We start from the raw sequence: 12,715 nt of genomic DNA on the forward strand, positions 1-12,715 counted from the left end.
GCGGATCAGCGCTTGCGGTCGAAGCGCAGGGCGCGGGCGACGCTGCGGCGGTCGCAGCCCAGGCTGGCGACCTCGAAGGCTTCGTGCTTGCGACCCTTGTCGTGATTCGCCATCTCCGGCATCGGGAGGCGGCGCGGCTGGGATTCGGTACGGGTTTGGAACTTCATCATGGTCGGGGACCTTCTTGCCTGTCAGGGGCGTGAAGCGGGGGATGACCGCTTTGTGCCAGCTAACGCAGGCCGTTGGCGCTGCGTTGACAGCCTCCTCACAAATCTGAACAAAGCTCGCGCCATCGTCACGCATGCCGCACCAGCCTGGTGCATTGGACGTGTTGCGAACGCCATCGCGGCAAATCCAAGTCAGCTAAGCTCCTGCCCCATGTCCGCCACTTCCCCCTCGCCGACGGAGCCGGCCCCCGCGAAGACGGGTGCTTCCGACCTGCTGGTCGCCTGCTTGTGCGCCGCCTGGTGCCGGACCTGCGATACCTATCGCGATGACTTCGCGGCGCTGCGCCAGTCGCATCCCGAGGCGCGTTTCCTGTGGGTCGACATCGAGGACGATTCGGAGTTGGTCGACGACCTGGAGGTCGAGACCTTCCCGACGCTCCTGATCGGCCGCGGCGAGCGGCTTTGCTTCGTCGGCCCGGTGCTGCCGGGCCCGGCCGCGGCGCAGCGCCTGATCCAGGCCGCCGAGGAAAATCCCGCGATGTCCGCGGCCAGCCCGACCGCCCCCGCAGGGACCACGGCGGCCGCTCAAGCGCTGCTGTCGCGTCTGCGGCAGTCCTGCTGAACTTTTTCTTTCACCGCCGCCTTTGACGGCTCCTTCGATGAACGTCCAATTCAAGAACTCGGTGGCTCGCGCCACGCCCATCCTGGCGCTCGACCGCGCCGCCTATCAGGCCCTCGCCCCCAAGCTGCCCAAGCGCACGCAGCAGTGGCTCGCGACGCTGGGCTTCTCGGGCGCGCCGGACAGTTTCGCGCTGGTGCCCGGCGAGGACGGCAAGCTGGCCCAGGTCTTCGCCGGCGTGGCCAACGCGGCCCACCCGTTCGCGCTGTCGGCGCTGCCGCAAGCCCTCCCCGAGGGGGACTACACCCTCTCCCCCGAAGGTCTGCCCCTGCAGGACGAAGCCGCCGCGCTGTCGTGGGAACTGGGCTGCTACCAGTTTGATCTCTACAAGCCGCGCAAGCGCCAGCCGGCCCAGTTGCTGCTCAGGAACAGCGCAGACTGCCAGCGCGGCCTGGCGATCGCCACCGCGATGACGGCCGTGCGTGATCTGGTGAACACGCCGGCCGAGCACATGGGGCCGGCGGAGCTGTCCAAGGCGGCCGCCGTCGTCGCCAAGCAGCATGGCGCCAAGTTCAAGGAGATCGTCGGCGACGACCTGCTGAAGAAGAACTTCCCGGCGATCCACGCGGTCGGCCGCGCCAGCGACCGCGCCCCGCGCCTGGTCGAGCTGAACTGGGGCAGCGACAAGCATCCGCGCCTGACGCTGGTCGGCAAGGGCGTGTGCTTCGACACCGGCGGCCTGGACATCAAGCCGGCGGATGGCATGCGCCAGATGAAGAAGGACATGGGCGGCGCCGCCAATGCGCTGGGCCTGGCGACGCTGATCATGGCGCTCAAGCTGCCGGTGCGCCTGCAGGTGCTGATCCCGGCGGTGGAGAACGCGATCAGCGGCAACGCCTACCGGCCGGGCGACGTCATCAAGACGCGCGCGGGCCTGCACATCGAGATCGGCAACACCGACGCCGAAGGCCGCGTGATCCTGTGCGACGCGCTGGCCTATGCCACCGAGTCCAAGCCCGAGTTGATCATCGACCTGGCCACGCTGACCGGCGCCGCGCGCATCGCGCTGGGCGCGCAGTTGCCAGCGCTGTTCGCCAAGCACATGGACACGGCGCGCGACCTGGTCGATCTGGGCCTGAAGATGGACGACCCGATGTGGCACATGCCGCTGTGGGCGCCCTACAAGGAGGGCATCGCCTCGAGCCTGGCCGACATCGTGAACACCGGCCGCAGCGCGCTGGCCGGCGCGATCAACGCCGCGCTGTTCCTGGAGGCCTTCATCCCGGCGGAGCAGGACTGGCTGCACATCGACCTGTTCGCGTGGAACGACATCGCGCGGCCGGGCCGTCCGGTCGGCGGCGAAGCCCAGACCATCCGCACGCTGCTGGCCTATCTCGAAGAGCGTTTCGGCGCCTGATCATTCGCCGGCGCGCAGCCAGGCGGCGGCGCGCTCGGCGATCATCAGCGTCGGGGAGTTGGTGTTGCCGCTGGTGATCGACGGCATCACGCTCGCATCGATGACACGCAGGCCGCGGACGCCGCGCACCCGCAGCCGGCTGTCGACGACGGCATCGCCATCGTCCGCGCGTCCCATGCGGCAGGTGCCCACGGGATGGAAGATGGTCGTGGCGATGTCGCCCGCCAGCCGGGCGAGTTCCTCATCGGTCTGGAACTGCACGCCCGGCTTGTATTCGCGAGGCCTGTAGCGGGCCAGCGCAGGCTGCTCGACGATGCGGCGGGTCAGCCGCAGGCTGCGAGCGGCGATCTCGCGGTCCTCGGCGGTGCTGAGGTAGTTGGGCGCGATCCGCGGCGCATCGGCTGCGTCGGCGCTGCGGATCGCGACCGTGCCCCGGCTGGTCGGGTTCAGATTGCAGACGCTCGCGGTGAAGGCGTTGAAGGCATGCAGCGGCTCGCCGAAGGCCTCCAGTGACAGCGGCTGCACGTGGTACTGCAGATCGGGCCAGACCTTGTCCGGACCGCTGCGCGCGAACGCGCCCAATTGCGATGGCGCCATGCTCATGGGCCCGCTGCGGCGCAACGCGTATTCAAGCCCGATGCGCGCCTTGCCGAACCAGCTCGACGCGAGCGTATTGAGCGTGCTGACGCCCTCGACCTGGAACACCGCGCGGATCTGCAAATGGTCCTGCAGATTGGCGCCGACGCCCGGCAGGTCCTTCACGACGGGAATCCCGTGATGCTGGAGCAGCGGCGCCGGACCGAGGCCCGACAGCTGCAGCAGCTGCGGCGACCCGATCGCGCCCGCCGCCAGCAGGACCTGGCCCCCCTCGTTCACGCGGACTTCCTCCAGCCCTTGCGGCGTCCGCACGAGCACCCCGGCGCAGCGCGTCTCGCCGCCGGACTCGTCCAGCAGCAGGCGCTGCGCCTGGGCGCCGGTCCACATCTCGAAGTTGGGGCGGCGGTAGCAGACCGGCCGCAGGAAGGCCTTGGCGGTGTTCCAGCGCCAGCCGGCGCGCTGGTTGACCTCGAAGTAGCCGACCCCTTCGTTGTTGCCGCGATTGAAGTCGGGCGTCGCCGGGATGCCGGCCTCCTGCGCGGCCGACGCGAACGCGTCCAGCACCGCCCAGCGCAGCCGCTGCTTCTCGACGCGCCATTCCCCGCCATGCCCGTGCAGCGCCGGATCGAAGCCGGGCGGTCGCTCGGCCTGGCCGTCCAGGCGCCAATGGTCCTCGTGCTCACGGAAGAAGGGCAGCACCGCGTCCCAGCGCCAGGCCTCGTCGCCGGTGGCGGCGGCCCAGCCGTCGTAGTCGCGGGACTGGCCGCGCATGTAGATCATTCCGTTGATGCTGGAACAGCCGCCCAGCACCTTGCCGCGCGGGTAGCGCAGGCTGCGCCCGTTCAGGCCCGCGTCGGGCTCGGTCTTGAACAGCCAATCGGTGCGCGGATTCCCGATGCAATACAGGTAGCCGACGGGAATGTGGATCCAGTGGTAGTCGTCGCGTCCGCCGGCCTCGAGCAGCAGCACCCGCCGCGCCGGATCGGCGCTCAGCCGGTTGGCCAGCAGGCAGCCAGCGGTGCCGGCGCCCACGATGATGTAGTCGAAGCGGCCAGCGGCCGCTTCGCGAGGGTCCTTGGGATGGCCGCCGGGGTGGTCTCCGCCCATGTTGCTCGGTCCGTGATGGGTCATTGGAGACCCATGCTGACCGAGCCCCGCACGCCCGGCAACCGCGTTGTCACCGAGTGCCGGCGAGCTCCGGCTGCGGCAGATCCGCAGTGCGCCCCATCGGCGCGTACCAGTCGATCCGCCGCGTCAGCGCCATCACCGCCGCCAGCACCGCGAAGAGCAGCACCGCGCCAACCAGCAAGGCGGCCTTCTCGAGGTTGAGCAGCACGAACAGCGCCGCGTAGAGCACCGCCACCAGCGCGCCGAAGCCCAGTCCCCGGCGCGCGGAGCCCAGCATCGAGCTGCCGTAGAAACTCAGCAGCGCGATCGCCGCGCCGGCCGCCAACCCATAGGACAGCGCGAAGCTCAGGTGCTCGGACAGGCTCAGCAGCAGCAGGAAGAACAGCGTCATCGCCAGGCCGACCAGCAGGTACTGCACCGGATGGACGCGGCGGCCGGACAGCAGCTCCAGCAGGCCGACGCTGACGAAGGTCAGCACGATGAACATCAGGCCGTACTTGATGGCGCGGTCGCTCATCACGTAGGGGTTCACGGGGTTGATCATCGAGAAGGCCAGCGTGTCGGCGACGGTGCCGGACTTGCCCTCCCGGCCGGGCGCCGGGTTCGGCGCATAGGTCGGACCGTCGAGCGGCTCACGCTCGATGCCTGGCAGCGCGAACCCGGCGAGCACGTCGCGGGGCGCCGTGGTCGCGAGTTCCGTGACCTGCCATTGCGCCTCGAAGCCGTTTTCATCGATGCGCTTGGACATGGGCAGGAAGCGTCCGCCGAAGCTCGGATGCGGCCAGTTCGAGCGCAGCCGCACCTGCGTCGCGGATGCGGCGGGGACCACGCCGAAGTCCGTCATGCCGATCAGATTGATCGCGATGTCGAGGGACAAGGGCTGATCCAGCGCCTGGTCCGGCAGCGCCGCGTGGAAACCGTGCGCATAGCTCTCGTGGCGCGTGCCAGGCTCGACCGCGAGCGTCTGGGCGCCGCGCTTGAGCGTGACCGCGCGCAGCCCCCGGGCATCGCTGACGGCAAGCATGACGCGCGGATCTTCACAGCTCAGCTTGCCCTTGTGCTCCGCGATCGGCGTCAGTGCGGCCAGCGACGCCCACCTTGCCTTCAGCGCGACCTCGCCGCCGTAGCCGTTCACCTTGAACAGGCCGCGCTCGCGCTGCTCCTGGTCCAGCGTGCCGTCGACCCTGAGCTCGGTGGGCACGGCCGACAGCACGAAGTCGCGCCGTTCGGCCGTGCGCGTGAGGTCCTTGCCGGTGCCGCTCACGTTCTCCCATTCCTCCGAGCAGCTGCGCTGCAGCACCGGTCCGAGCAGCACCTGCGGCCCCGCCTGCGCGGCCGCGACACCGGCCTCCGCCGCGCGCTGGCGCTGCTGGCGCTCGTCGACCAGCCAGCCGATCCGCATCAGCGCCATCAACAGCAGCAGCGTCACGCCGCCCAGGATCACCAGCTTCCACCACAGCGCCTTGACTTGCATCCTTCCTCTCCTTGCCCTTCGGCAGTTCAGCGAAGGCGGCAGTCTCGGGAGCGGCGGTGAGATCAGGACGAAGTTTGTGAGGCGCCGGTGAAGTCGGGGAATTCCAGCCGCACGCGCAGGCCCGGCGCCGCGGGCTCGAAGCGCAGCTCGCCGCGATGCAGCTCCGCGATCTGGCGCACGATCGCCAGCCCCAGGCCCGAGCCCTTGCGCAGGCTGCCCGGCCGGGCCGTCGAGAAGAAGCGCTCGCCCAACTGCGCGAAGGCCGATGGCGGCACGCCAGGGCCGTGGTCGCGCAGCTCGAAGAAGGCGCGAGACCGCCCCTGCGACCCGGACGGCGCGTCGACGCCGACCTGCAGCTCCAGCGCCGAGCCGGCCGGCGCGAAGTCCGCCGCATTGGTCAGCAGGTTGCTGATCGCCAGCATCAGCATCTCGGCATCGGCCTGCAGACGCACCGGATCGCGCCGCTGCCAGCGCACCGTCAACGCCTGCTGCTGCAACCGGTCGTCCAGCTGGGCGAGCACCTCGTCCACGGTTTCGGCGAGGGCCACCGGCCGCGGATGCTCGGGCCCGCGCCGCAGTTCCAGCGTCGACAGCGCCAGCAGCCGCTCGACCAGTTCGGTCATGCGCTCGCTCTGCGACACCACCTGCGCGGCGAAGCGCTGCCGGTCCGCCGCCGGGAGCTCGTCCTGCAACAGCTCGCCGGCGCCGCGCAGCGCGGCCAGCGGGCTCTTGAGCTCATGCGTGAGCGCCCGGGCCATGTGCTCCAGACGCTCCCGGCCATCGAGGCGCTCGCGCATCGCGTCCATCGCCGACGCGAGGTCGCCCAGTTCGCCCGGCACCTTGGGCGGCGCCTGGCGCTGGCCCAGTTGCACTTCCTGCGCGTAGCGCCGCAGCCGCCGCACCGTGAGGATCATCCACACCGTCACCGCCACGCCGACCGCCAGCGACACCGCCAGCAGCGAGAGCCCGGCGATCCAGATGCGGCGCTCGGCGCGCGAGATGATCTGCTGCACGGCGGCCGCCGGTTTCGCCACGGTCACCACGCCGATCGTGCGGCCGCCGGAGCGCACCGGCGCCGCCACGTACATGACGGGACTGCCCTTGGCGTCCTTGCCGTTGCCCAGGTCGCCGGCATTGCCGTAGGGATTGAGCGGCTCCAGCGTCGAGCGCGCGCCGTACTGGCCGCGCAGCGTGCGGGCCACATCGTTCCAGCCCGAGTAGTCCTGCCCGACCGCCGGCGCCGGGCCGGTGTCCAGCACCACCCGCCCGGCCGCGTCGGTCACGTAGATGCGGAAGTCCAGCGTGCGCTTGCGGGCGCTGAGGATGCGCGCGTCGATCGGCCGCTCGCTGTAGTCCTGCACCCGCTGCGCGAAACGGGTGCCGGTCAGGTCGCCTCCAGGCGGCATCGCGGCGAGCTCGTCGCGCGCCAGTTCGGCCACCAGGTTGGCGGTGTCGACCATCATGTCCTCCATCACCTCGCGCACGCTGGGCTTGAACTCGCCCAGCACGACGCGCAGCAGGATGAAGGCGCTCAGCCCGGCCACCAGGAAGAAGCCGAGGAACAGCCGCAGGCCCAGGCGCATCCGCCGTCACTCCAGCGAGTAGCCCATGCCGCGATGCGTGCGGATGGGGTCCAACTCCGGCCGCACCTGGCGCAGCTTGGCGCGCAGCGTCTTGATGTGGGTGTCGACGGTGCGGTCGCCGCTGTCGGCGTCCAGGCCCCAGACGGCGTCGAGCAGGCTCTCGCGGCTGTGGATGCGGCCCGGCGCCTTCAGCAGGCGCAGCAGCAGGCCGAGTTCGCGGCGCGTCAGCGGCAGCAGCTCGCCGTGGAAGCGCACGCGCGAGCCCTCGGCCTCGACCAGGAAGCCCGCCACCGGCGCGGCGGCCGGCGCCGCGGGTGCCTGCGCGCGCCGCAGCAGCGCCCGCACGCGCGCGACCAGCTCACGATTGCTGAACGGCTTGGCCAGGTAGTCGTCGGCGCCAAGCTCCAGGCCCAACACCTTGTCGCCCTCCTCGCTGCGGGCGCTCAGCACGAGCACCGGCAGCCGGGCCAGCGGCCCCTGGCGCAGTTCGCGGCAGAGATCCAGGCCATTGCCGTCCGGCAGGCCGACGTCGAGGATCGCCAGGTCCGGCGGCGCGGCGGCCAGCGCGGCGCGGGCCTCGTGCAGCCAGCCGCAGGCGCGCACGCGGTAGCCCTCGCGCTCGAGCACGAAGCAGACGGTCTGGGCGATCGCGGGGTCGTCCTCCAGGAGAAGGACCTGTCCGGCGGCAGGGAGGGTGGAAGTGGCGTTCGCGGCGGCGGTCGTCATCATGGGCGCGATCATCGCGGAGCTTGAGCCAGTTCGCGCAGGTAGCGTAGCCCTTGCGCGGCGCGGGGTCCGTACCAGCTGATCAATTCACCGTCGACCAGCCGCACCCGGGCGTTCGGGCAGAGCGCCTGCGCCTGCGCGATGTGCTCGGGCCCGAAGCGGTAGGGCTCGGAGCTGAGCAGCAGTTCCTCGACGCCCGGGAGCCAGGGCTCGGCGCCCGTCAGTGCCGGATAGCGCGCCGCGCCCGACACGCCGCCCTCCACCGGCGGCCAGGTGAGCCACCCGACTTCGGCGAGCATGCGGGCGATGTAGGTGTCGCGCGCCACTGTCATCCAGGGATCGCGCCAGATCAGATAGAGCACGCGCGAACCGGCGTGCGGGTGGCCGGCGGCGGCTGCGAGCCGGAAGTCGCGGCAGGCGTCGAGCTCGAACCTCAATTCGGTGGCCAGCCGCGCGGCGCGGTCACGCAGATCAGGGACATCCGGCAACGCAGGAAGCGGCGGCTGGGGTTTGTCCGGACCCCGGACATTTCTTCCAAGCGGTTCAGACCTGACCCCCAGTTCGGCGGCAAAAACCTCCACCATCTCCACCATCTGGGTGACCAAGGTCAGGTTGTCTTCCGGGCCACAGGGGTGAGTCACCACCACGTTGGGCACGAATTCGCGCAAGTCTTCGACGGTCTCGAGGCGGTTCTCGTCGACGTTCACCACCACATGGGTGGGCGCGAGCGACTTCAGCTTGTTGAGATTCACCTGCTTGGTGCCACCGATCTTTGATATCGCTGACACCTCCGGGCGGGGGTGAATGCAAAAACCGGTGCGTCCGACCATCCACGGACCCAAGCCGAGTGCGAAAAGCAACTCCGTCACCGAAGGGACCAGCGACACGATGCGCAGCGCACTTGGCGCTGCCGGAGCACTGTGGGGGGCGTTCTCCGCCAGGTTGTGCGATTTCAGCGCGGGTTCCTCCGGATAGTGGAAAACACCGAGGAGCGGCGGGTGGGATCGGGAGCCTGTTTTGCCATGCGAATGGCGCCGGAGGCGACGGTTGTTGAACGCTTCTGGCACTGCTCGGGGTTTGTGCGCAGAAGCTGAAAAACAACAACCAGCTTGACGCGTTGCGAACCGCCAATCCTGTCACACATAATCGGATCGCCTGAATGCAGCGCCTTCGTATGAGTGGTTCACGATGGGTTGAAGCAGCACATTGGGTTATTTGGTTTTGAAAGGGCTTCCCCCATGGGAAACAAGCTATACGTGGGCAACCTCGCTTACAGCGTGCGAGATGAGTCGCTCCAGGAGGCATTCTCGCAATTCGGCACCGTCATCTCCGCCAAGGTCATGATGGACCGCGAGACCGGCCGTTCCAAGGGCTTCGGCTTCGTGGAAATGTCGACCGACGACGAAGCGCAATCCGCCATCAACGGCATGAACGGTCAGGCCCTCGAAGGCCGCGCGATCGTGGTCAACGTGGCTCGTCCGCGTGAAGACCGTCCGGGCGGCGGTGGTGGCTTCGGCGGCGGCGGCGGTGGCCGCGGCGGCTACGGTGGCGGCGGCGGCAGCCGTGGCGGCTACGGCGGCGGCGGTGGTGGCGGCGGCTACGGTGGTGGTGGCGGCGGCGGTGGCCGCGGCGGCTACGGCGGTGGCGGCGGCAGCCGTGGCGGCTACGGCGGCGGCGGCTACGGTGGTGGCGGCGGCGGCAGCTACGGCGGCGGTCGCGGCGGCTACTGAGCCACAGCGGGGTTGATCCCCGCTTCGCGATGAAGAAGGGCGCTCCTTGGAGCGCCCTTTGCTTTTGGCCGAGCCCTTTCGGCCGCCCCTTCTTGTCGACCCTTCTTATCGACCCTTCTTGTCGACCTCTTTTGGTGAATCGACGGTCCGGTCGAAGCGGGTGCTCAATGCTCGCCTTCGCGATGCTTGCGAGGCCGGCCCGCCAGCAGGCGGTCGAAGACCGCGCCCGGCAGCAGCCGCATGGCACGCGCCACGACGCCCATCTGCCAGGGAATGAAGCGCACCCGCGCCCCCGCCTCGATCGCCTCATAGGCCTTGCGGGCGAAGTCATCCGGCTGCATCAGGAAAGGCATGCTGTAGCGGTTCTCGCGCGTCAGCGGCGTGTCGACGTAACCCGGCGCGATGGTCACGACCTTCACGCCATCGGGCCGGCATTCGCCGCGCAGGCTCTCGCAGTAGCTGAACACCGCAGCCTTGCTCGAGCAGTACGCGCCATGTCCCGGCAGCCCGCGGATGCCGGCGACGCTGGCGATGCCCACCAGCGTCCCGTGACGGCGCTCGCGCATCGGCGCGACGAAGGGGTGGAAGGTCGCCGCCAGGCCGATGTTGTTGGTGGCGTACAGCCGCTGCATCACGGCGAGGTCCTCGAAGATCGCCGTGTCCATGCCGATGCTGATGCCGGCGTTGGCGATGACGACATCGGGCAGCCCCTGCTCCGCGATGCAGCGCCGGCCGGTGGCCGCGATGGCCTCGATGTCGCTGACGTCGGCTCGATAGACGCGCCAGCGTGAAGGCGCCAGCGCCTGCGACTCGGCCCAGGCGCTGAGGTCCTCAACGCGGCGCGCCACGAGCGCGAGATTCCAGCCCTCGCGGTAATACTGCAGCGCGAGCGCCTGGCCGATGCCGCTCGAGGCACCGGTGATGTAGACGAGTCGATTCATGGCTTGCGGGAAGGCGCGGAAGCGGCCGCGGCAGCGGGTCTGGTTGCCACCGGCGGCTTGACGCCCGGCCGCGCGGAGAAGGTCGCGCGGCCGCCGCCGCTGAAGTTCAGACGGCCCGAGACCTGGTCGTAGACGAAGCTCTTGACCTGGATCTCGCCGCCCATGCCGACGACGCGCGCCGGCAGATGCGACCGGATCTGCTGCTGCAGCACGAAGGCATGCAGGAACTCGCCGTAGAGCTCCAGGTCAGGCGCCTCGGCCGGATCGCCGCCGGGGTAGCGCTTGACCTTCACGTCGCCGAGCAGCTGGACCTCGCTGCCATCGCCATTGGACAGCCCGCGCTGCGCGTCAGCGACCAGCAGTTCGCCCTGCTTGCCGTAGGCGCGCAGCTGCGGGGAGTCGATCTCCAGCGTGTCGTTGTCGGGGTAGTGGCGCATTTCGGTGCCGATCACGCGGCCGGTGAGGCGGCCATCGCTGCTGAATCGCTCGACCTCGAAGCCATTCATGCGGTAGTCGGGCTCATGCTTGGGCACGGCGCGTTCGCGCGGGGCTTCGAGCTGCGGCGTGTTCTTGATCAGCCACCAGGTGAAGCCGGCCAGCATCGCCATCAGCAGCAGCGGCACGTAGTTCGCCAGCACCGATTGCAGGCGCCACAGCAGCGGCTGGGCGCGGCGCCGTGGCGCGGCCGGCGGCGGAGCGAGCGCCGCCATCAGTGGCCGCTCCCGTCCAGCGTTTCCAGATGGCCGTGCAGCAGCCGGGCGTACTGGCCGGCGGCCATCAGCAGCAGGTCGCAGAACTCGCGCGCGGCACCATGACCGCCCGCGGCCGCGGTGACGTGATGCGCGACCGCCTTGACCTCGGCATGCGCCTGAGCCGGGGCGCAGGCGAAACCGGCGCGGATCATCAGCGGCAGGTCCGGCCAGTCGTCGCCGATCGCCGCGACCTGCGCCCAATCCAGGCCGAGCTGGTCGAGCAGCGGCTGCGCCGCCGCGAGCTTGTTCTTCGCGCCATAGACCGCATGCGGCAGGCCCAGGTCGGCGATGCGGCGGCGCACCGCCGGCGAATCGCGCCCGGTGATCACGATCGGCACGATCCCGCCCTGCGCCAGCAGCTTCATGCCATGGCCGTCCAGCGTCGCGAAGGCCTTGAAGTCCTCGCCCTGCGCGCCGATGTAGATGCGGCCATCGGTGAGCACGCCGTCGACGTCGAAGATCGCCGCCTTGAGGCCGAGCCCCGGCCCCTGCGCCTTCAGCAGCAGTTCGGGCGGGAAGGACAACGCGGGCTGGAGTTCACGGATGACGGGCTGCGTCGAGTTCGAGGAAGCGCTCATCAGATCACCTTCGCGCGCATCAGGTCGTTGATGCTGATCGCGCCGACCAGGCGCTGATCGTCGTCCACGGCCAGGACCAGCGTGATGCGGGCCGCCTCCATCAGATCGGCCGCGTCGACGGCGAGCGCGTCGGCGGACACCGTGCGCGGGTTCGCATGCATCACCTGGGCGGCGGTCAGGCCGCGCAGGTCACTGCCGCGTTCGATCAGGCGGCGCAGGTCGCCGTCGGTGAAGATGCCGCCGACCCGGCCATCCTCGCCGGTGAGGATCGCGCAGCCCAGGCCCTTGTCGGACATCACCCGCATCATGTCGAGCAGCGGCATCGCGGCGTCGACACGCGGCAGCGCCTCGCCGCTGCGCATCAGGTCGCGCACATGGGTCAGCAGCTTGCGGCCGAGCGAGCCGCCCGGGTGCGAGCGGGCGAAGTCCTCGGCGCGGAAGCCCCGGGCATCGAGCAGCGCGACGGCCAGCGCGTCGCCCAGCGCGATCTGCGCGGTCGTGCTGGCGGTGGGCGCCAGGTTCAGCGGACAGGCCTCCTGCTCGACGCGCGAGTCCAGCACGAAGTCCGCATGCCGCGCCAGCGACGAGGACAGGCCGCCCGTCATCGCGATCAGCGGCACGCCTTGGCGCTTGAGCACCGGGATGATGGCGTTGAGCTCGTCGCTCTCGCCGGAGTTGGAGAGTGCCAGCACGATGTCGATGGGCGTGACCATGCCCAGGTCGCCATGGCTGGCCTCGCCGGGATGGACGAAGAACGCCGGCGTGCCGGTCGATGCGAGCGTGGCAGCGATCTTGCGGCCGACATGGCCGCTCTTGCCCATGCCCATCACGACGACGCGGCCGGAGCTGTCCAGGATCTTGCGGACCACCTGCTCGAAGGCGTCGCCGAGCCGGGGCGCGAGCGCGAGCAGCGCATCGGCCTCGACCTGCAGGGCCTGGCGCGCGACATCGAGCGCGCGGGAATGGGTGAGGGCAGCGTGGGTCGTCATACAGGGCGAAAGTG

General features: G+C 70.0%; 13 protein-coding genes. 3 read left to right on the forward strand and 10 right to left on the reverse strand.

Features of this window, described 5'->3' with window-relative positions:
- Positions 1-5: 5 nt before the first annotated feature.
- Positions 6-170: a hypothetical protein gene (locus ABDW61_RS00300; RefSeq protein WP_343635034.1), complete on the reverse strand. Its 165-nt coding sequence runs from the start codon at positions 168-170 to the stop codon at positions 6-8.
- 208 nt (positions 171-378) lie between these two features.
- Here ABDW61_RS00300 and ABDW61_RS00305 point away from each other — a divergent pair, with 208 nt between their 5' ends.
- Positions 379-789 (forward strand): thioredoxin family protein, encoded by a 411-nt coding sequence (locus ABDW61_RS00305; protein WP_343635036.1) that lies wholly within the window; start codon positions 379-381, stop codon positions 787-789.
- A 37-nt stretch (positions 790-826) separates the two neighbouring features.
- On the forward strand, positions 827-2,203 hold the full coding sequence (locus ABDW61_RS00310; RefSeq protein WP_343635038.1) for a leucyl aminopeptidase family protein: 1,377 nt from the start codon (positions 827-829) through the stop codon (positions 2,201-2,203).
- On the opposite strand, the gene ABDW61_RS00315 is transcribed toward ABDW61_RS00310, so the two are convergent.
- The 5 genes from ABDW61_RS00315 to ABDW61_RS00335 all read right to left on the reverse strand — a co-directional run bounded on the left by ABDW61_RS00315 (position 2,204) and on the right by ABDW61_RS00335 (position 8,652).
- A complete protein-coding gene (locus tag ABDW61_RS00315; protein ID WP_343635956.1) occupies positions 2,204-3,907 on the reverse strand; it encodes a GMC family oxidoreductase in 1,704 nt (567 codons plus the stop codon).
- Between the two features lie 70 nt (positions 3,908-3,977).
- Positions 3,978-5,402 carry a cell envelope integrity protein CreD gene (gene creD, locus ABDW61_RS00320; RefSeq protein ID WP_343635039.1) on the reverse strand — a complete coding sequence of 475 codons (1,425 nt, stop codon included), beginning with the start codon at positions 5,400-5,402 and terminating at the stop codon, positions 3,978-3,980.
- Positions 5,403-5,464: 62 nt separating this feature from the next.
- Positions 5,465-6,985 carry a two-component system sensor histidine kinase CreC gene (gene creC, locus ABDW61_RS00325; RefSeq protein ID WP_343635041.1) on the reverse strand — a complete coding sequence of 507 codons (1,521 nt, stop codon included), beginning with the start codon at positions 6,983-6,985 and terminating at the stop codon, positions 5,465-5,467.
- Between the two features lie 6 nt (positions 6,986-6,991).
- Positions 6,992-7,714 (reverse strand): two-component system response regulator CreB, encoded by a 723-nt coding sequence (creB, locus tag ABDW61_RS00330; protein WP_343635043.1) that lies wholly within the window; start codon positions 7,712-7,714, stop codon positions 6,992-6,994.
- A gap of 8 nt (positions 7,715-7,722) precedes the next feature.
- On the reverse strand, positions 7,723-8,652 hold the full coding sequence (locus ABDW61_RS00335; RefSeq protein ID WP_343635958.1) for a helical backbone metal receptor: 930 nt from the start codon (positions 8,650-8,652) through the stop codon (positions 7,723-7,725).
- A 297-nt stretch (positions 8,653-8,949) separates the two neighbouring features.
- On the opposite strand from ABDW61_RS00335, the gene ABDW61_RS00340 reads away from it, so the two are divergent.
- Positions 8,950-9,441, forward strand: a complete 492-nt coding sequence (locus ABDW61_RS00340; protein ID WP_343635045.1) for an RNA-binding protein — start codon at positions 8,950-8,952, stop codon at positions 9,439-9,441.
- 164 nt (positions 9,442-9,605) lie between these two features.
- Here ABDW61_RS00340 and ABDW61_RS00345 read toward each other — a convergent pair whose 3' ends face one another.
- From ABDW61_RS00345 to ABDW61_RS00360, 4 genes are read right to left on the reverse strand one after another with little or no spacing between them, the layout of a single operon-like run.
- Entirely contained in the window at positions 9,606-10,382 is a 777-nt protein-coding gene (locus ABDW61_RS00345; protein ID WP_343635047.1) for an SDR family oxidoreductase, read from the reverse strand.
- A complete protein-coding gene (lptC, locus tag ABDW61_RS00350) occupies positions 10,379-11,092 on the reverse strand; it encodes an LPS export ABC transporter periplasmic protein LptC (RefSeq protein ID WP_343635049.1) in 714 nt (237 codons plus the stop codon). Before lptC ends, ABDW61_RS00345 begins: the two co-directional genes overlap by 4 nt.
- Positions 11,092-11,712: an HAD hydrolase family protein gene (locus ABDW61_RS00355; protein WP_343635051.1), complete on the reverse strand. Its 621-nt coding sequence runs from the start codon at positions 11,710-11,712 to the stop codon at positions 11,092-11,094. The genes lptC and ABDW61_RS00355 overlap by 1 nt, the downstream gene beginning before the upstream one ends.
- Positions 11,712-12,701 (reverse strand): KpsF/GutQ family sugar-phosphate isomerase, encoded by a 990-nt coding sequence (locus ABDW61_RS00360; RefSeq protein ID WP_343635052.1) that lies wholly within the window; start codon positions 12,699-12,701, stop codon positions 11,712-11,714. Before ABDW61_RS00360 ends, ABDW61_RS00355 begins: the two co-directional genes overlap by 1 nt.
- Positions 12,702-12,715 lie beyond the last annotated feature (14 nt).

The organism is Roseateles sp., from assembly GCF_039595595.1.
GTDB lineage: Bacteria > Pseudomonadota > Gammaproteobacteria > Burkholderiales > Burkholderiaceae_C > Roseateles.

Coding starts and splice junctions, on each gene's coding strand:
- ABDW61_RS00300 (WP_343635034.1), bottom strand. CDS start 170: ATGATGAAGTTCCAAACCCGTACCGAATCCCAGCCGCGCCGCCTCCCG.
- ABDW61_RS00305 (WP_343635036.1), top strand. CDS start 379: ATGTCCGCCACTTCCCCCTCGCCGACGGAGCCGGCCCCCGCGAAGACG.
- ABDW61_RS00310 (WP_343635038.1), top strand. CDS start 827: ATGAACGTCCAATTCAAGAACTCGGTGGCTCGCGCCACGCCCATCCTG.
- ABDW61_RS00315 (WP_343635956.1), bottom strand. CDS start 3,907: ATGGGCGGAGACCACCCCGGCGGCCATCCCAAGGACCCTCGCGAAGCG.
- creD (WP_343635039.1), bottom strand. CDS start 5,402: ATGCAAGTCAAGGCGCTGTGGTGGAAGCTGGTGATCCTGGGCGGCGTG.
- creC (WP_343635041.1), bottom strand. CDS start 6,985: ATGCGCCTGGGCCTGCGGCTGTTCCTCGGCTTCTTCCTGGTGGCCGGG.
- creB (WP_343635043.1), bottom strand. CDS start 7,714: ATGATGACGACCGCCGCCGCGAACGCCACTTCCACCCTCCCTGCCGCC.
- ABDW61_RS00340 (WP_343635045.1), top strand. CDS start 8,950: ATGGGAAACAAGCTATACGTGGGCAACCTCGCTTACAGCGTGCGAGAT.
- ABDW61_RS00345 (WP_343635047.1), bottom strand. CDS start 10,382: ATGAATCGACTCGTCTACATCACCGGTGCCTCGAGCGGCATCGGCCAG.
- lptC (WP_343635049.1), bottom strand. CDS start 11,092: ATGGCGGCGCTCGCTCCGCCGCCGGCCGCGCCACGGCGCCGCGCCCAG.
- ABDW61_RS00355 (WP_343635051.1), bottom strand. CDS start 11,712: ATGAGCGCTTCCTCGAACTCGACGCAGCCCGTCATCCGTGAACTCCAG.
- ABDW61_RS00360 (WP_343635052.1), bottom strand. CDS start 12,701: ATGACGACCCACGCTGCCCTCACCCATTCCCGCGCGCTCGATGTCGCG.